The following is a 22,453-nucleotide window of genomic DNA, read 5'->3' as shown; positions in this document are numbered from 1 at the left end:
GAGCCCGGCATGATCCGAATGGCAGGCCCTACACTCGCTGGCATGTCTGGCCAGTCGCTGCTTGTACCAGGGGAGATCACTCCCGTCCGTTCCGTGCCCGGAAACATCCGGCGCCCCGAGTATGTCGGCAAGCCGGCTCCGACGCCGTACACCGGCCCGGAGGTCCAGGACGCCGACACCGTCGAGCGCATGCGCGTCGCGGGGCGGATCGCCGCGCAGGCGATGGGTGAGGCCGCGAAGCTCATCGCCCCGGGTGTCACGACGGACGAACTCGACCGGGTCGCCCACGAGTTCATGTGCGATCACGGCGCCTATCCGTCCACGCTCGGCTACCGGGGCTTCCCCAAGTCGCTCTGCACCTCGCTCAACGAGGTGATCTGCCACGGCATCCCCGACTCGACGGTGCTGCGCGACGGCGACATCGTGAACCTCGACGTGACGGCGTACATCAACGGGGTGCACGGCGACAACAACGCCACCTACCTCTGCGGCGACGTGGACGAGGAGTCGCGGCTGCTCGTGGAGCGCACCGAGGAGTCGCTGAAGCGGGCGATCAAGGCGGTCCGGCCGGGCCGCCAGGTGAACGTGATCGGGCGGGTCATCGAGTCGTACGCGAAGCGCTTCGGGTACGGGGTGGTGCGGGACTTCACCGGGCACGGGATCAACTCCTCGTTCCACTCCGGGCTGATCATCCCGCACTACGACAGCGAGCACGCCACCACGGTGATGAAGCCCGGCATGACGTTCACCATCGAGCCGATGCTGACGCTCGGGACCCACACCTACGACATGTGGGACGACGGCTGGACCGTGGTGACCAAGGACCGCAAGCGCACCGCGCAGTTCGAGCACACGCTGGTGGTGACGGAGACGGGGGCCGAGATCCTCACGCTCCCGTAGCCCCCCCTTGCCGGGTTACCGAATCGCTGAACGGCCGCCCCTTCCGGGCGGCCGTTTCCCATGCGCCGGATTTTTTACCGACAGGTCGTCGGGAAGCGGTTGACTTAGGTAAGCCTAAGTAGGAAGATCGACCCATCGGCACACGCTGCGGCGCACAGCCTCGGCGAGCCGATATCTCCGTTCTTTCTGGACTTCCCGTCCCCCTCGGTCCCCGGAGGCCCGCCTTGGACGCAACCGCCACCGCCACGTCCTTCTCGACGCTGATCCGCACCGCGTCGCACGAGCAGCACGTCGAGGCGGAGACCTCGACCTTCATGAGCGACCTGCTCGGCGGACGCCTCGGCGTGGACGCGTACACGCGCTACACCGAGCAGCTGTGGTTCGTGTACCGGGCGCTGGAGGACGGCGCCGAGGCGCTGCGCAGCGATCCGGTCGCCGGTCCGTTCATCCAGCCCGAGCTGATGCGCACCGCCGAGCTGGAGCGCGATCTGGCCCATCTGCGGGGTGCGGACTGGCGCGAGGGCCTGGAGCCGCTGCCGGCCACCGCCGCGTACGCCGACCGGGTCGCCGAGTGCGCCCGCACCTGGCCCGCGGGTTACATAGCGCACCACTACACCCGCTACCTGGGCGACCTGTCGGGCGGCCAGATCATCCGCGACAAGGCGGAGCGCACCTGGGGCTTCGAGCGCAAGGGCGACGGAGTGCGGTTCTACGTCTTCGAGGGGATCTCCAACCCCGCCTCGTTCAAACGGGGTTACCGCGAGCTGCTGGACGCGGTGAACGCGGACGACCTGGAGAAGCGGCGGATCGTGGACGAGTGCAAGCGGGCGTTCGCGCTGAACACCGCGGTGTTCCGCGAGCTGGGGGAGGCCTTCCCCCTCGGCGCGTAACGCGGCGCGCCCGGCGGCGCGCCGCGTTCTGCCGTCAGCCCTGGGCCGTGAGGAGGACCCGGCCGCCGATCTCCACCGTGCCGTCCGGCGCGGGGGCCGTGAGGATCTGGGAGCCCCGGCCCTGCCTGATGTTCAGGGCCCGGTTCAGTCGGGTGCTGAGCAGCAGCGCGGCCGCACCCGTCGCCTCGTCCTCAACGGTCTTCTCGTCCCGGCGGGGGAATCCCCGCGCCCTGACCCGGCCGGCCGCCTCGTCCTCCCACGCCCAGGCGTAGAACCGGCCCTCGCCTGGCGGCGGGGCAGGCAGCGCCTCGACCTCGGCCGCCGAGCCGTACCGCTCCAGCGTGTGCGGCGGGACCCACTCGGGGCGGGCGGTGATCCAGCTGAACTCGCCGTCCTGACGGCCGAACACCTCCCCCACCGCCGGCTCCAGGACCTCCAGGTCGAGCAGCCAGGCGGCGCCGACGAGCGCGTTCGTGGCGAACGGCAGCCGCAGGCCCGGGGCGTAGATGTCCAGGTGACCGCGTTCCGGATCGTCCACGAACACGGTCCCGCCGAAGCCGAGCCGCCGGGCCAGTTCCTGGCGCGCGGCCGGCTCGGGGTGGCCGCTCCCCTCGCGCACGACGCCGAGCGCGCTGCCGTGCCGCCCGTCGGGGCCGCAGAACACACGAAGTACGTCGATGCCGGCGGGTACGTCGTAGTCGCTCACGTGCGCATTGAAGCACCGCCCGGGTGCCTGCCCTCCGAGAGGGCCGCTACCCGGGCGGTGCTGTCGCGCGGTGCCGCGGATCAGGCGGTGCGGCGACGGCGGGCCACGACGACCGCGCCGGCGCCGGCCGCCACGATGAGACCCGAGGCGGCGAACAGCGAGCCGGCCGGGACGTCGGAGCCGGTGGAGGCCAGAGCGGCCGAGCCGCCGACCGTACCGCCGCCGCCCACGGTGGCGCCGGTGGTCGGCCCCCCGTTGGCGGAACCGCCGGCTGAGCCCGTTCCGGACGGGAGTTCGGCGTTCTTGTCCAGGGCGACCGCGACGGTCAGCGCGTCGAGCCGCTCACCGGCCCGGTACATGCCGCCGAAGGCCTTGGTGCCGTCGGCGGTGAGGGTGGCCGGAACGGCGGAGAGGGTCACCACGCCGTCCTTGGCGGTGAGTCCGCCGGCGGGCAGCTTCAGGTCGGCGACGGCGAGTCCGGTGTACGTGGCGGCCTTCTTCGTCCCGCGGTCCTTGGTGGACACGTCGGCGATGAGCTTGCCCGTGGTCCCGCGGGCCTGGATCTCCAGGTTGCTCAGCGAGAGGTCGAGCGTGTACGCCCCGTCCTCCTGGTGGCCCAGGAAGCGGACCTTGCCGTCGAAGCCGGCGTTCAGGCTCTGCCCGGCGGCGTCGAAGTGCCCGGTGGCGTCGGGGAACCGGTAGCCGTCACCGGACGTGGTCGCGCCGCCCGTCGTCTCGACCTTGCCGTGGGCGATGGGGCCGGTGACGTATGAACGGAAGGAGGCCTTCACGCCCCAGTTCAGGGTGCCGTCGACGACGGCTCCCTGGCCGGTGGCCGGCCGGCCGGTGGCCGTGACGCTCGGGGAGGGCTTCGGCGTGGGCTGCGTGGGCTGCGTGGTGGGCTTGTCCGTGGGCTGCACGGTCGGCTTGTCGGTGGGCTGGGTGGGCTTCTCGGTCGGCTTGCCGGTCGGCTCGGTGGGCTTCTCGGTCGGCTTCCCCGTCGGGGGCGCGACCGCCTTCACCGTGAGCGTGGCCGGGTCCAGGACCTCCCCCGCCTGATACTGACCGTTGAAGGCCTCGGAGCCCGCCTTCGTCAGCTTCGCGGGGATGTCCTTGAAGACCATCGCCCCGCCCGCGCCCTGACCGGGCTTCACGGCCGACAGGTCGAGGTCCGCGACCGCCACGTCGTTCCGGGTGCCCTGCGGGGTCGCCACGTCGGCGGTGATCGCACCGCCCTTGCCGGCGGTGGACAGCTTGACGTCCGAGAGCGTGATGTCGAGGACGCCGCCGTGGGCGGAGAAGTTGACGCCGCCCTGGAAGGCGGTGTCGGTGCCGTGGGTGGTCATGTCGTACGTGCCCTTGCCGTTGACAAAGGTGAACACACCGTTGCCCGCGGCCTGGGTGGCACCGTCCTTGACCGTGATCTTGCCTGCGGCGCCGATGTACTTGCGGAAGGACTCCTTGAAGCCCCAGTCCAGCGTGCCGTCCTTCAGCTCCATGGCCGGGGCGGCCGCGGTGGCACCGTCCTGGCCGGTCCGGCCGGACTGGCCGGCCGCGAACGCCGGGAGTGCGAAGGCTGTGCCGAGGGCGGCGGCCGTGGCGACGGCTGCGGCGAGAGCTATGGGACGGCGGGTGGCTGCCATGGTCGGTGGGTCTCCTCAGGGATGAACGAAATCAACGGGGGTGGGCGGGGACGGGGGTGGAGCGGGTGGAATGTGGTGCGTGGGGGGACGGGGAGGTCCGGGGTCAGGAGGGGGCGCCCGGCGTGGAGCGGTTGCGGCGCACCAGGAACAGCACGCCGCCCGCCGCCGCGACGAGCACGGCGATGCCGCCGAGGGTCAGGTACAGCCCGGTCGATGAGCCCTCGTCCGTCACCGAGGCCACGGGCGCCGTGGCGGCGGTGGTCCTCGGCCCGGGGGTGTCCGACGGCTGCGCGGCGGGGGCCGGGTCGCTGCCCAGGTCGGGGAGGGCGGGCAGCTTCGCCTTCGCGTCCACGGCAACGGCGAGCGAGACGGGGTCCATCGCGGTGCCCGCCCTGTAGAGGGAGCCGAAGGCCCTGGCGCCGTCGGCGGTCAGCTTCGCGGGGGCCTCGGTGAGGACCGCGAGGCCGTTCTCCGGCGCGAAGTCCCCGGCGGTGAAGGTGATGAGCGGCACGGCCTTCACGGTGTCGCCCCCGGTCCGGACGTCGGCACTGAGCGTGCCCCGGCCCGCCTTCAGCCCCACCGTGAACCGGGAGAGCGTCAGATCGAGGCCGTTCGCCCCGGTGAAGCGGACGCTCCCCGCGAACGCGGCGGTCAGGTTCCGCGCCTTCGCGTCGTACGTGCCCTGCCCCTTCGGGAAGCGGAAGAGCGCTCCGCCGTCCTGGGCGCCCCCGGCCAGGGTCCACTTGCCCTGGCCGATCGAGCCGGTGACGTACTCCCGGAAGGTGCGGCGCACGCCCCAGTCCACGGCGGCGTCCTCGATCCGGCCCGCCGCCTGCTCCTTCGGCTTCGCGCCGGCGGGCTTCTCGGGGGGCTCGGACGCGGCGGGCTTCCCGGCCGGGGCCGAGGTGTCCACGGAGAGGCTGACCCGGTCCAGCGGCGTACCGGCCGTGTAGTAGCCGGCGAAGGACCGCGCGCCCTGCGAAGTCAGCGTCGCCGGGACGTTGTTGAGGGCGACGGGGGTGGAGCCGCCCCGCATGTCGATCCCGGAGAGGCCGAGCGTGGCCAGGGGCACCTGGGCGGCGGAAGTGACCCGGCCGGTCCCCCGGTCCTTGCTGACCATGTCCGCGTACAGGGTGCCGGCGCCGCCCTGGATGCGGACGGCCGGGCGGCTGATCGTGAGGTCCAGCTCGTTGGAGCCGTCGGGCTTCCGGTGGCCTGTGAAGTGGACACCGCCCGAGAAGCCGGCGGTGAGGGCGCCGCCCGCCGGGTCGTAGGAGCCGGTGGCGGAGTGGAAGCGGAACTGGCTGCCGCCGACCGTGGCCGCGCCGCCGGTCAGGTTCCAACTGCCCTGGGCGATGGGGCCCGTGACGTAACTCTGGAAGGAGGACTTGATCCCCCAGTCGAGCCGGCCGCCCTGCACCGTCCGGCTCGCCGCTTGCGCGGCGGTGGCCGGGAGCAGGGCTCCCAGCAGTACCGCGAGAAGCGCGACGACGAGCGCGCGGGCAGGTCTGAACGGCGGCATGAACCCCTCCGAGGTCTAGAAGATAAGGTAAGGCTAACCTAAGCTAAGAACACTGTGTGCCGGTACTCCTTCCGTCACATTCCTCGCATTCCACTCCCAACTGCACGCCGCAGAACGACAGGACGGTGCCCAGTGCGCTTCTCGCAGGACTTCGCCCCGCCGGGCCGGGACACCGGGAGACCCGGGCGGCGGCGCACCGCGCTCGTCACGGCCGCGCTATCCCTGGCGACCGCTCTGCTGCTGGCCGGCTGCGGGGGGCCGGCGGCTCCGGCGGCGAAGGCGGCGGGCACCGGAACCGGCGCGGCCGCCGACGCCGACCGGATCGAGCCGCTGACGACCACGCCCGCACCCCGCCTGCCCGTCACCGTGACGTCGGCGGACGGGAAGCGGACCACGATCACCTCCGCCGACCGGATCGTGCCGCTGACCGGCAGCCTGAGTGAGATCGTCTTCACCCTCGGCCTCGGGAAGCAGGTGGTGGCCCGCGACATCACCGCCACCTTCGAACAGGCCGGGAAGCTCCCGGTGGTGACCCGCGCCCACGACGTGTCGGCCGAGAGCGTGCTGTCCCTGCGGCCCACCGTCGTCCTCGCGGACACCACGACCGGCCCGGCCGAGGCCATCGGCCAGATCCGCGACGCCGGGATCCCGCTCGTGGTCGTCGACCCGGCCACGGAACTCGCCGACGTCGGCCGCCGGATCGAGACGGTCGCGGCGGCCCTGGGCGTACCGAAGTCGGGCGACGAGCTCAGACAGCGCACCCAGGACCGGATCGACGCCGTCCGCAAGTCCGTGCCCGCACCGGCCGGCGGGGCGGAGAAGCCCCGGGTCGCCTTCCTCTACCTGCGCGGCTCCGCCTCCGTCTATCTGCTGGGGGGCCGTGAGTCCGGCGCGAGTTCGCTGCTCGAAGCGGCCGGCGCGGTCGACGCGGGCAAGGCGTCCGGACTGAGGAAGGACTTCACCGCCATCACCAGCGAGGCCCTGGCCAAGGCGGCTCCCGACGCGATCCTGGTGATGACGAAGGGCCTCGAATCGGTCGGCGGTGTCGACGGCCTGGTGAAGATCCCGGGCGTCGCGGAGACCCCGGCCGGCATGGACCGCCGCATCCTCTCCATCGACGACGGGGTGCTGCTGAACTACGGGCCGCGCACCGACCGGGTGCTGAGCGAACTCGTCGCCCAGCTCCACCCGAAGGACGGGGCGGCCAAGTGACCACCTCCTACCGGGAGCACACCGGGCGGACCGGCGCCGATGCCAGTACCGATACCGGTGCCGGTGCCGGTCTGCCCGGCACCGGGGCGGCCCCCGCCCCGCCGCCGGGGGCCCGGCGCTCCACCGCCCTCACACTCACCGTCGGGCTGCTCGCGGCCCTGGTCCTGTGCTCCCTGCTCTCTGCCGGGCTCGGCGCGTACAACATTCCGCTCGGTGACGTCCTCGCCTCCGTACAGCACCGCGTCGGACTCGGCGGACACGCGCTGGACCGGGTCGGGGAGAGCGTCCTGTGGAACGTCCGGCTGCCCAGGGTCGTCCTGGCACTGCTGGTCGGCGCCTCCCTCGGCTGCGCGGGCGCCCTGATGCAGGGGGTGTTCGGCAATCCGCTCGCGGAGCCGGGCGTCATCGGGATCTCGGCGGGCGCGGCGGTCGGCGCGGTCGCCTCGATCGCGCTGGGACTGAGCTTCTTCGGCAACTGGACCATCACCGTCTGCGCGTTCGTCGCCGGTCTGCTGACCGTGCTGCTCGTCTACGCGCTGTCGCGGTCGGGCGGCCGGACGGAGGTGGTGACGCTGATCCTCACGGGCATCGCCGTCAACGCCTTCGCGGGCGCGCTGATCGGGCTGTTCATCTTCTTCGCGGACAACGCGCAGATCAGCCAGATCACCTTCTGGCAGCTCGGCTCACTGGCCCAGGCCACCTGGCCGAAGGTGCTGGCCGTGCTGCCGTGCGCGGCGCTCGGACTGCTCCTCGCACCGTTCTACGCCCGCAAGCTGGACCTGCTGGCGCTCGGTGAACGGCCCGCCCGGCACCTGGGCGTCGATGTGGAGCGGCTCCGGGTGGTGCTGGTGCTGGTCGTGGCGCTGCTGACCGCCGCCGCGGTGGCGGTCGCCGGGATCATCTCGTTCGTGGGGCTGCTGGTGCCGCATCTGCTGCGGATGGCGAACGGCCCCGGCCACCGTTTCCTGGTCCCCGGCAGTGCGCTCGGCGGTGCGCTGGTGCTGGTCGCGGGCGATCTCGCGGCCCGTACCGTCGCGGACCCGGCCGAGCTGCCGCTCGGCGTGCTGACCGCGCTCATCGGCAGCCCGTTCTTCTTCTGGCTGCTGCGCAGGACCCGTCGCAAGCAAGGTGGTTGGGCATGAGATCGCTGCGGAACCTCTTCGCGGTGCGCGACCGGCTGCTGCCCGCCCCGGTCGCCCCCGGCGCCCCGGTCGCGGAGGTGAGCGGGCTGCGGGTCCGGCTGGGCGGGCGCCAGGTGCTCGACTCCGTCGGGCTGACGGTGCACGCGGGCGAGGTGCTGGCGCTCGTCGGCCCGAACGGGGCCGGGAAGTCGACGCTGCTGGCCGCGCTCGCCGCGGACCTGCCCGCCGGGAGCGGCACGGTACGGATCGACGGGCGGCCGGTGGGCGAGTGGTCCGCGCCGGAACTCGCCCTGCGCCGCGCGGTGCTGCCGCAGTCCGCCGCGCTCTCCTTCCCGTTCCCGGTGGCGGACGTCGTACGGATGGGGCGGGCGCCCTGGGCCGGTACGGAGCGCGAGGACGAGGACGGTCCGGCGGTCCGGGCGGCGATGGCGGCCACCGAGGTCACCGAGTTCGCCGCACGCCCCTTCTCCGCACTGTCCGGCGGCGAGCGGGCCCGGGTCGCGCTGGCCCGGGTGCTGGCGCAGCGCGCCCCGCTGCTGCTGCTCGACGAGCCGACCGCGGCGCTGGACCTGCGCCACCAGGAACTCGTGCTGCGGATCTGCCAGGAGCGGGCCGCCGCCGGTGACGCGGTGGTGGTGGTCCTGCACGATCTGGGGCTGGCCGCCGCGTACGCGGACCGGGCCGCCGTGCTGCACGACGGGCGGATCGCGGTGGTGGGGCCGCCCGCCGAGGTGTTCACGGGTGCGTTGCTCGGCGAGGTCTACCGGCAGCCGGTCGAGGTGTTCCCGCATCCGCGCACCGGGGCGCCGCTCGTGGTGCCCGACCGGAGCGCTTGACCAGCTCTTTACCTCGTCCGGGCTCGCCCATGGGTCGGTCGTGATCCCCCCGTTCCCCTGCGGGCGCGGTGAGAGCTGAATCACTGCGCGGGTGGGTATCGGTCAGGTAAGGGTCGGTTAAGTTAGGTCCGCCTCACCTGTCCCGGTCCGTCCCTCTGTCTTCTTCCTTCATCCTCATGTGGAGCCCGTATGCGAGCCGTTCGTCTCTCCGTCGTCACCGCTGCCGCCACCGTGGCCGCCCTGACCGCTGTCACGGGCTGCGCCGAGAAGAGCGACGGCAAGGGGGACGGCGCCGTGCAGGTCGTCGCGAAGGACGACTCCTGCGAGGTGTCGAAGACGAAGCTGCCGGCCGGTCACGTCGAACTGGCCGTCCAGAACAAGGGATCCAAGGTCACCGAGGTCTACGTCCTGTTCCCGGACGACCGCATCGTCGCCGAGCGCGAGAACATCGGCCCCGGCACCAAGGCCACCATCACGGCGGAGATCAAGGCCGGTTCGTACGAGATCGCCTGCAAGCCCGGCATGAAGGGCCACGGCATCCGGCAGAAGCTGGAGATCAGCGGGGGCAGCGCGGCCAAGCGCAGCCCCGAGATGGACAAGGCCGTCGCCGCCTACCGCACCTACGTCCAGGACCAGGCCGACGCGACGCTGCCCAAGGCGAAGGTCTTCACGGACGCGGTCGCCGCCGGGGACATCGAGGCCGCCAAGAAGGCGTACGCCGAATCCCGGCTCGGCTGGGAGCGGACCGAGCCCGTCGCGGAGTCCTTCGGTGACATCGACCCGAAGGTCGACGTCCGCGCGGACGGCCTGGAGGACGGCCAGAAGTGGACCGGCTGGCACCGCCTGGAGAAGGCGCTGTGGCAGGACAAGAAGCTGGGCGCCGAGGAGAAGGCACTCGCCCCGGCCCTCCAGAAGGACCTGCTCGACTGGCAGAAGCGCGTCGGCACGGCGGAGATCACCCCGACCTCGATGGCCAACGGCGCCAAGGAACTCCTCGACGAGGTCGCGACCGGCAAGGTCACCGGCGAGGAGGAGCGCTACAGCCACACCGACCTGATCGACTTCAAGGCCAACGTCGAGGGTGCCGAGAAGTCCTACGAGCTGCTGAAGCCGATCGCCTCGAAGAACGACGCGGCCCTGTCGGCCACCCTGGACAAGCGGTTCGCGGAGCTGAACAAGCTGCTGGACACCTACCGCAAGGACAAGACGTCCTACGAGTTCACCTCGTACGAGAAGGTCGGCAAGGCGGACCGCAAGGACCTGTCCGACGCGGTCAACGCACTGGCCGAGCCGCTCTCCAGGCTCGCCGCCGCGGTCACCAAGTAACGAGGCACAGAAAGGCTCCGGGCATGTCCGAGGACACGCAGAACACGGCCGGCGAGAGCCCGGACCCCGGGTCCCCGGCCACCCCGGGCCCCGGCGGCGCCCCCTCACGGCGGGCGCTGCTCGGCTGGGGCGGCGCCGGACTCGCGCTCGGCGCGGTGGCGGCCGGCGGCGCGGTCGCCGCGGTCCGCTCCGACGACGCACCGGTCCCGGCCGCGGACAGCGGGGCGGCGGTGCCGTTCCACGGTGCGCACCAGGCCGGGATCGCCACCGCCGTCCAGGACCGGCTGCACTTCGCCGCGTTCGACGTGACCACGAAGGACCGGGCCGAACTCGTCGCGCTGCTCAAGGAGTGGACCCGGGCCGCCGAGCGGATGACGGCCGGGCACGCGGTCGGCGACGGTGCGTACGGGGGTCTGGCGGAGGCCCCGCCGGACGACACGGGCGAGGCGCTGGGCCTCAAGCCGTCCCGGCTGACGCTGACCATCGGCTTCGGCCCCACGCTGTTCGCCAAGGGGCGCTTCGGCCTGGAGGACAGGCGGCCCGACGCGCTCGTCGATCTGCCGAAGTTCCCCGGCGACAACCTCGACGCGGCCCGCAGCGGCGGCGATCTGTGCGTCCAGGCCTGCGCGGACGACCCGCAGGTGGCGGTGCACGCCATCCGCAACCTGGCAAGGATCGGCATGGGCCGCACCGCGATCCGCTGGTCCCAGCTGGGCTTCGGCAAGACGTCGTCCACGACGCCCGGCGCCCAGACCCCCCGCAACATGATGGGCTTCAAGGACGGCACCCGGAACATCTCCGGCACCGACACCGCCGCCCTGGACAAGCACGTCTGGGTCGGCGGGAAGGACCGGGCGGGCTGGATGACCGGGGGCTCCTATCTGGTGGCCCGGCGCATCCGGATGCACATCGAGACCTGGGACCGCGCCCCGCTCCAGGAGCAGGAGGACGTCTTCGGCCGCGACAAGGGCGAGGGCGCCCCGGTCGGCAAGGCCAAGGAGCGCGACGAGCCGTTCCTGAAGGCGATGCTGCCGACCGCCCACGTACGGCTCGCGCACCCCGACAGCAACGCAGGGGCGACGATCCTGCGGCGCGGCTACTCCTTCACCGACGGGACGGACGGTCTGGGCCGTCTCGACGCCGGGCTGTTCTTCCTGGCGTACCAACGCGACACCCGGGAGGCGTTCGTGCCGCTCCAGCGCCGCCTGGCGGCGCACGACGCGCTCAACGAGTACATCCAGCACGTGGGTTCGGCGCACTTCGCCGTCCCGCCGGGCGTCCGCGACAAGGACGACTGGTGGGGCCGGACGCTGTTCTCGTAGTCGTTCTCAAGTACCCCGAAGCGGAAAGGGACCCGAATCGTGTTCAGTAACTTCCTGATCGGCCTGCGCGAGGGCCTTGAGGCCAGCCTGGTCGTCTGCATTCTCATCGCCTACCTGGTGAAGACCGGAAACCGGAACAGGCTGAAGCCCATCTGGGTCGGCGTCGGCATCGCGGTCGTCGTCAGCCTGGCGTTCGGCGCGGGGCTCGAATTCGGCTCCCAGGAGATGACGTTCAAGGCGCAGGAGGCGCTCGGCGGCTCGCTGTCGATCCTCTCGGTCGGCCTGGTCACCTGGATGGTCTTCTGGATGCGGCGCACCGCCCGGCACCTGAAGGCGGAGCTGCACGGCAAGCTCGACGCGGCGCTCGCGATGGGCACCGGCGCCCTCGTCGCCACGGCGCTGCTCGCGGTGGGCCGGGAGGGACTTGAGACCTCGCTGTTCGTGTGGCGCGCGGTGCACGCGGCGGACGACGGCTGGCATCCGATGATCGGCGCGGTGCTGGGCATCGCCGCCGCCGTGGTGCTGGGGTGGCTGTTCTACCGGGGCGCGCTGAAGATCAACCTGGCGAAGTTCTTCACCTGGACCGGCGGCATGCTGGTGGTCGTCGCGGCGGGCGTCCTCGCCTACGGGGTGCACGACCTGCAGGAGGCCGAGTTCCTGGGCGGTCTGCAGAACCGGGCGTTCGACATCAGCGCCACGATCCCGCCGGACAGCTGGTACGGCACGCTGCTGAAGGGCACCTTCAACTTCCAGCCCGATCCGACGGTTCTCCAGATCACGGTGTGGGCGCTGTACCTGATCCCCACGCTCGCGCTCTTCCTCGCCCCGGTAGGGTTCGCACGGTCAGTGGGGGCGACGGATCAGAAGGCGCAGAAAGCAACGGATGAGAAGTCTGAGGCCGGTTCGGCTGGCGACGGGGCTCGCGGCGGCGACGGTGCTGAGCATGACGGCGAGCGGATGCGTGACGGTGCACGGCGAGCTGGAAGTCGTGCCGGCGGCGACGGAGTCTGAGGCCGCGCAGGCCCTGAAGACCTTCACCGCCGCGTACAACGCGGCGGACAAGGCCTACGATCCGGCGCTGGACGCCGACGAGATCGGCGGCTCGCTCGGGGCGATCAACCAGGCGGGCCTGACGGCCCGGCACAAGAACAGCCCGGCCGGCAACGCGAACCACCGGCCGCTGGAGCTGACCGACGCGAACTACGTCATCCCCAAGAAGGCGGGCTGGCCGAGGTGGTTCGTCGCGAACACCGACTCCAACCGGGACCAGGACAGCGGCAAGCTGGACACCCGCTGGCTGGTCGTCTTCACCAGGTCCGGCCCCGACGCGGGGTGGAAGGCCGTCTACCTGTCGGTCGTCGCCCCGTCGCGGCTGCCCGGGTTCGCGAAGGACGACGACGGCCGGGCCAAGCCGGTCCCGGCGGACAGCACCCAACTGGCGGTCGCCCCGCAGGAGTTGAGCAGGCAGTACACGGGCTACCTGCAGAAGGGCGCCCCGGACGTCTTCTCCCCCGGCGCCTCCACCTCGCTCTGGCGCACCACGCGCCAGAACACCCGGCGGGCCGGTTTCTCGTACCAGTACATCGACCAGCCGCTGGTCAGCGGCGCGTTCGGACCGCTCGGCCTGGAGACCGAGGACGGCGGGGCGCTGGTCTTCTTCAGCAGCAAGCACTTCGAACGCCAGACCGCGGCGAAGGGCCTGCGCCCGACGGTCAGCCCGGACGTCCAGGCGCTGCTGTCCGGCGAGGTGAAGAGCACCCTCACGAAGGAGCGGGTCTCCAGCCAGCTGGCCTACGTCCCGAAGAAGGGCGCCGGCACGGGCAAGGTAACCGTACTGAACCGCCTCCCGGGCCTGACCTCGGCCAAGGGCTCCTGAGCTCCTGACAAGAGCCAGATCAAGCCCGCCCGGCGCTTGAGGGCGTCCTATCAGCCCGGCCAAAACCAAGCCCGCCCGGCGCTTGAGGGCGTCCTTTCAGCCCGTCCGGCGCTTGAGGACGGAACCGGCCCCCGGGCCGCCCCCGGCCCAGCCGCTCACCCGCCTAGCGGCTGAGCGGCCACGCCACGGACTCGTGATCGACATCGCTCTGCTCCGCCGACCCCACGAACCTCGCGCACGCGTCCGTCAACGTCTCCAGCAGTGTCAACGGGTCCGGCAGCGGATTCTCCGGCCCCCGCACCCACCGCACGTCCAGCTCGCCCGGCAGCCGCGCCGGCGGCAGGAGCACGTAGCTGCCGCGGCAGTGCCAGCGCAGCCCGGGGTGCTCGTCCATCGTCTCGGGGTGGCAGTCCAGCTCGCACGGCCACCACTCGTCCTCGTCCTCCGGCGTGCCCCGCGTCGCCGTGAAGAAGAGCATCCGGTCGTCGCCGGACCGGGCCACCGGGCCCACCTCGATCTCGGCGGCGAGCAGCCGTTCCAGCGCCTGCTCACCCGCCGACAGCGGGACGTCGAGCACGTCGTGGATCATGCCGGTCGCCGTGATGAAGTTCGCCTGCGGCTGGCTGGCGGCCCAGCGCTCGATCTGCGACCGGTCGGTGGTGGACTGCGTCTGCCAGGCGAACGAGATCGGGTGCCTGGCGGGGGTGGGACAGCCCATGCGTTCGCAGGAACATCGGTATCCCACCGGATGGGCCGCGGGTGCGATCGGCATTCCGGCCTCGGCGACAGCCAGGAGCAGTGCCTCCCGTGCGGTGTCGTCGACCTCGCTCTGCTGCGGTTTGGGTCGTCGGCGCAGCCAGTGGGAAAACTTGCTCTCTGAGCCGCGACTACGGCCGAAATCGGCGCCCATCTATCCCCTTACCTCTGCGTTGCCCCTGCCCATCGTCCCACCATCCTGCGCCTCGGGTGGCCAGACTCCGGAAGCGGGGTGCGCGGATCAGCGACACGGGGTGAGCACTATCACACCTCTTGTCATGAAATGACGGATGCGGTTCAGGGGCAGAGCCCCCAGCAGCCGGTCGTGGGTGAGCATGGCGACAAGGCCTTCCGGGGTGATCTGCGGGCCGGTACTCCTCGGGAACCACCCGATCGGTTCACTGTGCGACGGGGCCCGGACGGCGCACCATGGGCACACGCACACACCCGTGCGACGCACCGGCCGCAGCGGCCACCAATGCCGCCGCGACGATTCGTGAGGAGCCCTCGTTGCCTCGTGAAGCCACACCCCGCCGCTACCTGATGTGCGCCCCGGCCCACTTCAGGGTGACCTACTCCATCAACCCGTGGATGGACCCCACCAAGCCGGTGGACCTCCCGCTGGCGCAGACCCAGTGGGAGGACCTGCGCGACCGCTACCGCGCCCTCGGCCACACCGTCGAGCTGCTCACGCCCCACCCCGAGCTGCCCGACATGGTCTTCGCCGCGAACGGGGCCACCGTGGTCGACGGCCGGGTGCTGGGCGCCCGGTTCGCGTACCAGGAAAGGTTCGCCGAGGCGGCCGCCCACCGCGACTGGTTCAGCGAGCACGGCTTCGCGGAGATCCACGAGCCCGACCACGTCAACGAGGGCGAGGGCGACTTCGCGGTGACGTCCTCGTACCTGCTGGCCGGGCGCGGTTTCCGGTCCAGTCCGCTCTCGCACGACGAGGCCCAGGAGTTCTTCGGGCGGCCGGTGATCGGCCTCGACCTGGTCGATCCGCGCTACTACCACCTGGACACGGCACTGAGCGTGCTCGACGAGGCGGCCGACGAGATCATGTACTACCCGGCCGCCTTCTCACCGGGCAGCCGGGCGGTGCTGGCCCGGCTCTTCCCCGACGCGCTGATCGCCGAGGAGGCGGACGCCGCCGCGCTCGGGCTGAACGCGGTGAGCGACGGCCGCAACGTGCTGCTGCCGCAGGCCGCCACGGGCCTGTTCGACCCGCTGCGGGCACGCGGCTTCGAGCCGGTGCCGATGGACCTGAGCGAGCTGCTCAAGGGCGGCGGCAGCGTGAAGTGCTGCACCCAGGAGCTGCGCGGCTAGGGGTTGGGCGGCCAGGCGTCGCCCCAGTCGGTGTCCCGGGCGGCCCGGTACAGCTCGCCGTGCCGCTTGGTGACCGTGGCCCGCTGGAGGCCCTCCTCGCGGGTGCACAGCTCCAGCAGCACCTGGCCCTTGCGGATCTGCGGGCGGCGCGTGACCCGGGCCGCCACCGGCTCCACGGCGAACCGGGTCGCGACGACGTAGCTGAACTTCTCGTCCTCGTACGGCAGCGAGCCGCCCTTCACCTTCCGGTGCAGCGAGGAGCGGCTCACCCGGACCGAGAAGTGGCACCAGTCCGTGCCGGGCTCGATGGGGCAGGCGTCGCTGTGCGGGCAGGGCGCGGCGACGGTGAACCCGGCGGCGGTCAGCCGGTCCCGGGCCTCGATGACGCGGGCGTAGCCGTCGGGGGTGCCGGGTTCGACGATCACCACGGCCTGCGCCGCCCGGCCCGCGGCGTCCACCAGCGCGGTACGGGCCTGCGGCGTCAGCTCGTTGAGCACGTAGGAGACGGTCACCAGGTCGGCGGCGTCGAGTTCGAGGTCCTCGCCGATCCGGGCCCGCTGCCAGCCGACGGCTTCCAGCGCCGGGGTGCCGGAGGCGCCGGCCAGTTCGCGGCCGAGGGCGAGCGCGGGCTCGGCCCAGTCGAGCACGGTGGTCCTGGGCCCCTCCCAGGCCCCGGCGACCGCCCAGCTCGCCGCTCCGGTGCCGCCGCCGACGTCGGTGTGGGTGGCGGGCACCCAGTCCGGGGCGGCCTCGCGCAGGGCGTGCAGGGCGGACCGTACCGCTTCGAAGGTGGCGGGCATCCGGTACGCGGCGTACGCGGCGACGTCCGAGCGGTCGCGGAGCAGCGGGGTGCCGGTGGGAGTGGTCCCCCGGTAGTTGGCGATGAGCCGGTCGACGGCCTGGGCGGCCTGTCGGGGCGGCAGCCCGTCGAGGAGTGCGGCCAGTGCCGCGCGCAGGGTGTCCGCGGTGGGGAGGGAGTCGTTCACCGAGGAAGTGTAGGCGGAGCCCGGCCCCGCTCCGCCCGGCCCGCCGCCGGTCACCGCCGCCCTCCCCCGGGCCCGCCGGCCGTCACGGCCTCGCGGCCACCTGCTGCCAGGGCCGGCACAGCGCCAGGAAGCAGACCATCGCGCCCGCCGCGCACACGAGCTGCACGACGGCCATCGGTACGGCCGTCGCCTCGCCCGCGATACCGACGAGCGGCGAGGCGATGGCGCCGATCAGGAACGACGACGTGCCGAGCAGCGCGGATGCGGACCCGGCGGCGTGCTTGGTCCGCATCAGGGCCTGCGCGTTGGTGTTGGGCATCGCGAGCCCCATCGCGGACATCAGGACGAAGAGTCCGGACGCCACCGGAACGAGTCCGACATCGCCGAAGACCCCGGACGTCATCAGCAGCAGCGCCGTCGCGGCCAGCACGATGACGGAGAGCCCGAAGCCGAGCGCCTTGTCGAGGCTGATCCGGCCGACGAGGATCTTGCCGTTGATCTGGCCCACGACGATCAGGCCGATCGAGTTGATGCCGAAGAGCATGCTGAAGGTCTGCGGCGAGGCGCCGTAGATCTCCTGCACGACGAACGGCGAGGCGCTCACGTACGCGAAGAGGGCGGCGAAGGCGAGGCTGCCGGCGATCATGTAGCCGGTGAAGACGCGGTCGGCGAGCAGCCCGCGCATGGTGTGCAGCGCGTCCTTGATGCCGCCGGTGTGGCGTTCCCCGGGCGGCAGGGTCTCCCGCAGCCACCTCCAGACGACCAGGGTGAGCAGGGTGCCGACCACGGTGAGGACGGCGAAGATGCCCCGCCAGTCCGTGAGCCGCAGCACCTGTCCGCCGATGACGGGGGCGATGACCGGGGCGACGCCGGAGATCAGCATCAGCGTGGAGAAGAACCTGGCCATCTCCATGCCGTCGTACATGTCACGCACGACCGCACGGGCGATGACGATGCCCGCAGCGCCCGCGAGGCCCTGGAGCAGCCGGAAGCCGATGAGGAGTTCGACGGTCGGGGCGAACACGCAGAGCGCGGTGGCGAAGACGTAGATGATCATGCCGAGGAGCAGCGGGCGGCGCCTGCCCCAGCGGTCGCTCATCGGTCCGACGACGACCTGTCCCAGCGCCATGCCGGTGAGGCAGGCGGTGAGGGTGAGCTGGACGGTCGAGGCGGGTGCGTGCAGTGCGTCGGTGACGGCGGGGAGCGCCGGGAGGTACATGTCCATGGACAGCGGCGGCAGCGCGGTCAGGCCGCCGAGTACCAGGGTGACGAGAAGTCCGGTGCGCCGGGCCGCCGCCGTGGCGGCCGGCCGGGGCGGAGAGGTGACGGTCCCCCCGGGAAGCCCGGTTCCGGTCCGGGCCGCGACGCCGGTTCCGGCGCGGGTCTCGGGGGCGGTGTCGGTTATGTGTTCGTGCTGGGCTCGGCTGACGCCGCTCTCCGGCATTCTGATCTCCATTGTTGTTGAATCCGCCTCTATGCTCTCAGCTCAGCCGGAATGGTCGACACCTTTTTGGGAGCGTGCATGAGCAGGACTGTCCGTTGGGGCGTGCTGGCGACCGGTGGTATCGCGGCGACGTTCACCGCCGACCTGCTGGCGATGCCCGATGCGGAGGTGGTGGCGGTCGCCTCCCGTACGGACACCTCGGCGAAGGCGTTCGCCGAACGGTTCGCGATACCCAGGGCCTACGGCAGCTGGGCCGAACTCGTCGCCGACGACGAGGTCGACGTGGTGTACGTGGCCACGCCGCACTCCGCGCACCGGGAGGCGGCCGGGCTCGCGCTGGAGGCCGGAAAGCACGTGCTCTGCGAGAAGGCGTTCACGCTCAACGAGCGCGAGGCGCGGGAGCTGGTGGAACTCGCCCGCGACCGCGGCCTCTTCCTGATGGAGGCCATGTGGACGTACCTCAACCCGGTCATCCGGCGGATGACCGAGCTGGTGCGGGACGGGGCGATCGGCGAGATCCGCACCGTGCAGGCCGACTTCGGCTTCCCGGGCGACTTCGGCCCGGAGCACCGGCTGCGCGATCCCGCGCTGGGCGGCGGTGCGCTGCTGGACCTCGGGGTCTACCCGGTGTCGTTCGCGCAGCTGCTGCTCGGTGAGCCGGACCGGGTGCACGCGGACGCGCTGCTGTCGCCGGAGGGCGTCGACCTGAACACCGGGATGCTGCTGGGCTGGGACTCGGGCGCCACCGCCCTGCTCTCCTGCTCGATCGTCGGGCACCACCCGACGGCCGCGACGGTCATCGGGACGGCCGGACGCATCGACTTCCCGGACAGCTTCTTCTACCCGCAGCGCTTCGTGCTGCACCGGGCGGGCCATGAGCCGGAGGAGGTCGCCTCGGGGCCGGGGCCGCAGGGCCTGTCGGGGATGCAGTTCGAGGCGGCCGAGGTGATGCGGGCGGTCCGGGCGGGCGAGACGCAGTCCCCGCTGGTGCCGCTGGAGGGCTCGCTCGCGGTGATGCGGACGCTCGACGCGGTACGGGACCGCATCGGCGTCCGCTACCCGGCGGACGCGCTCTAGGGTCTTTCGTTTGGATCATGGCGGGCTCGATCCAAACGAAAGACCCTGGCCCTCCGCCCGTCAGGCGGGGGTGAGGCCCTGGTTGCCCACCTCCGTGACGAGCGAGCCGGCCGTCGTGACCGGGGAGCCGGGCTTGGTGACGGCGGCCACCGTGCGGAAGTCGGCCCGCGCCTGGCGCTCCTGGAGGGTGACGACGACGTAGCCCCGGCGCCCGTTGTAGAACTTCAGGTGCGGGTTGGCCTGCATCAGGTTGTTCCAGTTGGAGGGCTTCTCGGAGCCGTCCTTGCCGCTGGTGACGGACGTGGTGACGATCTCGGTGCCGACGGTCCGGGACGAGGGGTCGTCGAAGTCCCGCTTCAGGTCGAAGGCGTAGCTGACGTGGACGTCGCCGGTGAGGACCATCAGGTTGTCCACGCCGACGGCCTCGGCGCCCTTGAGGAGCCGGTCGCGGGAGGCCGGGTAGCCGTCCCAGGAGTCCATGGAGAGCTTGTAGGCGTCGGTCGGCACGTCGCGCCGCTGGGCGAAGGTGACCTGCTGCGGCACGACGTTCCAGGTGGCCCGCGAGCGGCGCCAGCCGTCGACCAGCCAGCGCTCCTGGGCGAAGCCGGGCAGGGTGCGTGCGGGGTCCTCGGACTCGGGTCCGGAGGTCTGCCAGCCGTCGCCGTACGCCTGGTCGCTGCGGTACTGGCGGGTGTCGAGGATGTCGAACTGGGCGAGCCGGCCGAACTGCAGGCGCCGGTAGAGCCTCATGTCCGGGCCGGTCGGCCGCTGCGGGGCGCGCAGCGGCTGGTTCTCCCAGTACGCGCGGTAGGCGGCGGCGCGGCGGATCAGGAACTCCTCCGGCGGCACGTTGTCCTCGGAGGTGTCCCCCGCGTAGTTGTTCTCGGTCTCGTGGTCGTCCCAGGTGACGACGAAGGGGTGCGCGGCGTGGGCGGCGCGCAGGTCGGGGTCGGACTTGTAGAGGGCGTACCGCAGCCGGTAGTCCTCCAGCGTGGCCGTCTCCCGGTTGAAGAGGGCGGGCAGGGTGCGGTCGGTGTACTTGCGGGCACCGCCGGTCGCGGTGACCGCGTACTCGTAGAGGTAGTCCCCGAGGTGGAAGACGACGTCGACGTCCTCCTGGGCGAGGTGCTTGTAGGCGGTGAAGTAGCCGTCGTGGTAGGCCTGGCAGGAGACCGCGGCCAGCCGCAGTTCGCTGTTGCGGGCCCCGGGGGCGGGCGCGGTGCGGGTCCGGCCCACCGGGCTGGTCCACGTGCCGGCGCGGAAGCGGTAGTAGAGGACGCGGTCGGCGTCCAGGCCCCGGACCTCCACGTGGACGCTGTGGTGGAACTCGGGGTGGGCGGTGGTGGAGCCGCGCCGCACGACCCGGGTGAAGCGCTCGTCGCGGGCCAGCTCCCAGCGCACCTCGACGCGGGCGCGGGGCAGTCCGCTGTCGGGCTCGTACGGGCGGGGCGCGAGCCTCGTCCACAGCAGGACGGAGTCGGGCAGCGGGTCGCCGGAGGCGACGCCGAGGGTGAAGGGGTCCTCGTCGATCCGCCGGGCGTCCAGCTCGGCGGCGGCCGCGGAGCCCGCTGCCGGCAGGCCGGCCGAGAAGGCGAGTGCGGCGGCGGCACCGGTGGCGGTGAGAAATCGGCGGCGGCCCGTGTGCCGGGCGGCGTCGCGCAGCTCCTGCTCCTGCTGGTGCGATGAGTGCGTCATCTGTCCCTCCCCTGACTGGTGATGTGAGGGGAAGTCCACCGGTCCAGCACATCCAGCGGTTGTCGTGCCCGCGTCGCGCGGGCGTCGCCGGGATGAGGAATGCGGCAGGAATGGGTCCCCAGGGGCAAACTCCGCATATGCGGCCAGGACCATGATCATTAACTCCGGCCGGGACGGCCCGGGAATCGCCGGTACCCGCGCCGGAATCACCCCCCGGAAGCACGAACCCGCCATCCGGGGGCACCGTTTGAACCGCACCGTTCGAGCCGCACCGTTCGACCCGGCCGGAACGCCGGGCGCAGGGACGGGGGCTCCGCGACGGTCCCGGACCCTGGGCGTACGCTGCCGCACCATGAGCAACAAAGTGTTGAACTCCGCGACGAAGACGGCCGTGGTCACGGGCGCGGGCTCCGGGATCGGCCGCGCGGTGGCTCTCGCCCTGACCGGCGCGGGCTGGTCGGTGGCGCTCGCGGGCCGCCGCCCCGAACCGCTCACCGAAACCGCCGCACTGGCCGGGGAGCACGCCCGCGTGATCACCGTCCCCACCGATGTCTCGCGCCCCGAGGAGGTGGACGCGCTGTTCTCCTCGGTGCACGAGTCCTTCGGCCGCCTCGACCTGCTCTTCAACAACGCGGGCACCTTCGGTCCGGGCGGCGTGCCGGTCGAGGACCTCGGTTACGAGGACTGGCGCACGGTGGTCGACGTGAACCTCACGGGGGCGTTCCTGTGCGCGCAGGCGGCGTACCGCCGGATGAAGGAGCAGGACCCGCAGGGCGGCCGGATCATCAACAACGGCTCGGTCTCGGCACACACCCCGCGCCCGCACTCGGTGGCGTACACGGCGACCAAGCACGCGCTGACCGGACTGACGAAGTCGCTGTCGCTGGACGGACGCCCGTACCGGATCGCCTGCGGGCAGATCGACATCGGCAACGCGGCGACCGAGATGACCGAGCGCATGCGGACCGGAATCCTCCAGGCCAACGGCGAACTGGCCGTGGAGCCGGTGATGGCGGCCGCGGACGTGGCGAGGACCGTGGTCCACATGGCGGAGCTGCCGCTGGAGGCGAACGTCCAGTTCGCCACGGTGCTGGCGACGGCCATGCCGTACGTGGGACGGGGCTGACCCGCCCCGAACGATCAGAACAGGCCTTTGAACGACCAGAACTGACCAACCTTCATACCGGAACGGCCGATGTGCGCCGGAAAGGCGCCCCGGCCGCTCCGGCAAGCGCGTGCTGCCCTTATGCTCAACGTTCTTCACCAGAACTACACACAAGGACCACAGCATGCGCATACGCACCGCGGTGCCCCTCGCCCTGGCGGCCGCCACCGCCCTCGCCGGCTCGCTGCTCGTCGCGGCACCGGCCTCGGCCGCCTCGCACCAGGGCGGGGTGCACCTCGGCAAGATCCAGTACGACAGCCCCGGCAAGGACACCCGGTCCAACACCTCGCTGAACGCCGAGTGGGTCGAGATCCACAACAACACCAAGTCGAAGTTCCAGCTCAAGGGCTACAAGCTGAAGGACAACACCGGGTACACCTACACCTTCGGCAGCTACAAAGTCAGTCCGGGCAAGACCGTCAAGGTCCACACCGGCAAGGGCAGGACCAGCCCCGGCCACGTGTACTGGAACCGCGGTTCGTACGTCTGGAACAACACCGGTGACAAGGCGCGGCTGATCAAGCCGAGCGGCAAGCTGCTGGACTCCTGCTCCTGGACGAAGTCGGGCAAGGGCACCAAGAACTGCCACTGAGCCGGTCCTCGCGGTCCGGGGCCCGGGGGAATGCCCC

The 22,453-nt window shown here is 71.9% G+C and carries 20 protein-coding genes; 13 read left to right on the top strand and 7 right to left on the bottom strand.

Going from position 1 to position 22,453, the window contains the following annotated elements:
- Positions 1-42: 42 nt before the first annotated feature.
- Both map and EDD93_RS19690 read left to right on the top strand, forming a co-directional pair.
- Complete coding sequence (gene map, locus EDD93_RS19695) at positions 43-900, top strand: type I methionyl aminopeptidase (protein WP_123526386.1); 858 nt, start codon at positions 43-45, stop codon at positions 898-900.
- A 224-nt stretch (positions 901-1,124) separates the two neighbouring features.
- Positions 1,125-1,790 (top strand): heme oxygenase (biliverdin-producing), encoded by a 666-nt coding sequence (locus EDD93_RS19690; protein WP_123526385.1) that lies wholly within the window; start codon positions 1,125-1,127, stop codon positions 1,788-1,790.
- A 34-nt stretch (positions 1,791-1,824) separates the two neighbouring features.
- Here EDD93_RS19690 and EDD93_RS19685 read toward each other — a convergent pair whose 3' ends face one another.
- From EDD93_RS19685 to EDD93_RS19675, 3 genes are all read right to left on the bottom strand, one after another.
- Complete coding sequence (locus EDD93_RS19685; protein WP_123526384.1) at positions 1,825-2,496, bottom strand: PhzF family phenazine biosynthesis protein; 672 nt, start codon at positions 2,494-2,496, stop codon at positions 1,825-1,827.
- A gap of 80 nt (positions 2,497-2,576) precedes the next feature.
- A complete protein-coding gene (locus EDD93_RS19680; RefSeq protein ID WP_123526383.1) occupies positions 2,577-4,139 on the bottom strand; it encodes an HtaA domain-containing protein in 1,563 nt (520 codons plus the stop codon).
- A gap of 103 nt (positions 4,140-4,242) precedes the next feature.
- Entirely contained in the window at positions 4,243-5,661 is a 1,419-nt protein-coding gene (locus EDD93_RS19675) for an HtaA domain-containing protein (protein ID WP_123526382.1), read from the bottom strand.
- Positions 5,662-5,793: 132 nt separating this feature from the next.
- On the opposite strand from EDD93_RS19675, the gene EDD93_RS19670 reads away from it, so the two are divergent.
- The 7 genes from EDD93_RS19670 to EDD93_RS19640 all read left to right on the top strand — a co-directional run bounded on the left by EDD93_RS19670 (position 5,794) and on the right by EDD93_RS19640 (position 13,375).
- Positions 5,794-6,873, top strand: coding sequence for a hemin ABC transporter substrate-binding protein (locus EDD93_RS19670; protein ID WP_123526381.1), 1,080 nt, complete (start codon positions 5,794-5,796; stop codon positions 6,871-6,873).
- The gene (locus tag EDD93_RS19665) at positions 6,870-8,015 is read left to right on the top strand and encodes an iron ABC transporter permease (RefSeq protein WP_398904207.1); all 1,146 of its coding nucleotides are present in this window, start codon (positions 6,870-6,872) and stop codon (positions 8,013-8,015) included. Before EDD93_RS19670 ends, EDD93_RS19665 begins: the two co-directional genes overlap by 4 nt.
- Positions 8,012-8,851 carry a heme ABC transporter ATP-binding protein gene (locus EDD93_RS19660; RefSeq protein WP_123526380.1) on the top strand — a complete coding sequence of 280 codons (840 nt, stop codon included), beginning with the start codon at positions 8,012-8,014 and terminating at the stop codon, positions 8,849-8,851. Before EDD93_RS19665 ends, EDD93_RS19660 begins: the two co-directional genes overlap by 4 nt.
- Positions 8,852-9,040: 189 nt before the next feature.
- Positions 9,041-10,177 carry an iron uptake system protein EfeO gene (gene efeO, locus EDD93_RS19655; protein ID WP_123526379.1) on the top strand — a complete coding sequence of 379 codons (1,137 nt, stop codon included), beginning with the start codon at positions 9,041-9,043 and terminating at the stop codon, positions 10,175-10,177.
- A 23-nt stretch (positions 10,178-10,200) separates the two neighbouring features.
- Positions 10,201-11,499, top strand: a complete 1,299-nt coding sequence (gene efeB, locus EDD93_RS19650) for an iron uptake transporter deferrochelatase/peroxidase subunit (protein ID WP_123526378.1) — start codon at positions 10,201-10,203, stop codon at positions 11,497-11,499.
- A 39-nt stretch (positions 11,500-11,538) separates the two neighbouring features.
- Positions 11,539-12,510, top strand: a complete 972-nt coding sequence (gene efeU / locus EDD93_RS19645; RefSeq protein ID WP_123526377.1) for an iron uptake transporter permease EfeU — start codon at positions 11,539-11,541, stop codon at positions 12,508-12,510.
- Positions 12,443-13,375, top strand: coding sequence for a hypothetical protein (locus EDD93_RS19640; RefSeq protein WP_123526376.1), 933 nt, complete (start codon positions 12,443-12,445; stop codon positions 13,373-13,375). The genes efeU and EDD93_RS19640 overlap by 68 nt, the downstream gene beginning before the upstream one ends.
- A gap of 163 nt (positions 13,376-13,538) precedes the next feature.
- Here the strand turns inward: EDD93_RS19640 and EDD93_RS19635 are convergent, their stop codons facing one another.
- Positions 13,539-14,285, bottom strand: a complete 747-nt coding sequence (locus EDD93_RS19635; protein WP_123526375.1) for a bifunctional DNA primase/polymerase — start codon at positions 14,283-14,285, stop codon at positions 13,539-13,541.
- Between the two features lie 275 nt (positions 14,286-14,560).
- On the opposite strand from EDD93_RS19635, the gene ddaH reads away from it, so the two are divergent.
- Positions 14,561-15,457 carry a dimethylargininase gene (ddaH, locus tag EDD93_RS19630; protein ID WP_398904199.1) on the top strand — a complete coding sequence of 299 codons (897 nt, stop codon included), beginning with the start codon at positions 14,561-14,563 and terminating at the stop codon, positions 15,455-15,457.
- On the opposite strand, the gene EDD93_RS19625 is transcribed toward ddaH, so the two are convergent.
- Positions 15,454-16,443 (bottom strand): small ribosomal subunit Rsm22 family protein, encoded by a 990-nt coding sequence (locus EDD93_RS19625; RefSeq protein WP_123527873.1) that lies wholly within the window; start codon positions 16,441-16,443, stop codon positions 15,454-15,456. The two genes, ddaH and EDD93_RS19625, sit on opposite strands and share 4 nt — an antisense overlap.
- Before the next feature lie 82 nt (positions 16,444-16,525).
- The gene (locus EDD93_RS19620) at positions 16,526-17,887 is read right to left on the bottom strand and encodes a multidrug effflux MFS transporter (RefSeq protein WP_123526373.1); all 1,362 of its coding nucleotides are present in this window, start codon (positions 17,885-17,887) and stop codon (positions 16,526-16,528) included.
- A gap of 78 nt (positions 17,888-17,965) precedes the next feature.
- Between EDD93_RS19620 and EDD93_RS19615 the strand changes: the two genes are divergently transcribed.
- The gene (locus EDD93_RS19615) at positions 17,966-18,964 is read left to right on the top strand and encodes a Gfo/Idh/MocA family protein (protein WP_185092380.1); all 999 of its coding nucleotides are present in this window, start codon (positions 17,966-17,968) and stop codon (positions 18,962-18,964) included.
- Positions 18,965-19,024: 60 nt separating this feature from the next.
- Here EDD93_RS19615 and EDD93_RS19610 read toward each other — a convergent pair whose 3' ends face one another.
- Entirely contained in the window at positions 19,025-20,659 is a 1,635-nt protein-coding gene (locus EDD93_RS19610; RefSeq protein WP_123526371.1) for an alkaline phosphatase, read from the bottom strand.
- 352 nt (positions 20,660-21,011) lie between these two features.
- On the opposite strand from EDD93_RS19610, the gene EDD93_RS19605 reads away from it, so the two are divergent.
- Together EDD93_RS19605 and EDD93_RS19600 are read left to right on the top strand one after the other, a co-directional pair.
- Complete coding sequence (locus EDD93_RS19605) at positions 21,012-21,785, top strand: SDR family oxidoreductase (RefSeq protein ID WP_123526370.1); 774 nt, start codon at positions 21,012-21,014, stop codon at positions 21,783-21,785.
- Positions 21,786-21,948: 163 nt separating this feature from the next.
- Positions 21,949-22,416 carry a lamin tail domain-containing protein gene (locus tag EDD93_RS19600; protein ID WP_123526369.1) on the top strand — a complete coding sequence of 156 codons (468 nt, stop codon included), beginning with the start codon at positions 21,949-21,951 and terminating at the stop codon, positions 22,414-22,416.
- The last annotated feature ends 37 nt before the right edge of the window (positions 22,417-22,453 follow it).

Source organism: Streptomyces sp. 840.1 (genome assembly GCF_003751445.1).
Taxonomy (GTDB): domain Bacteria; phylum Actinomycetota; class Actinomycetes; order Streptomycetales; family Streptomycetaceae; genus Streptomyces.
This window is presented reverse-complemented; position numbering and strand designations above follow the sequence as displayed.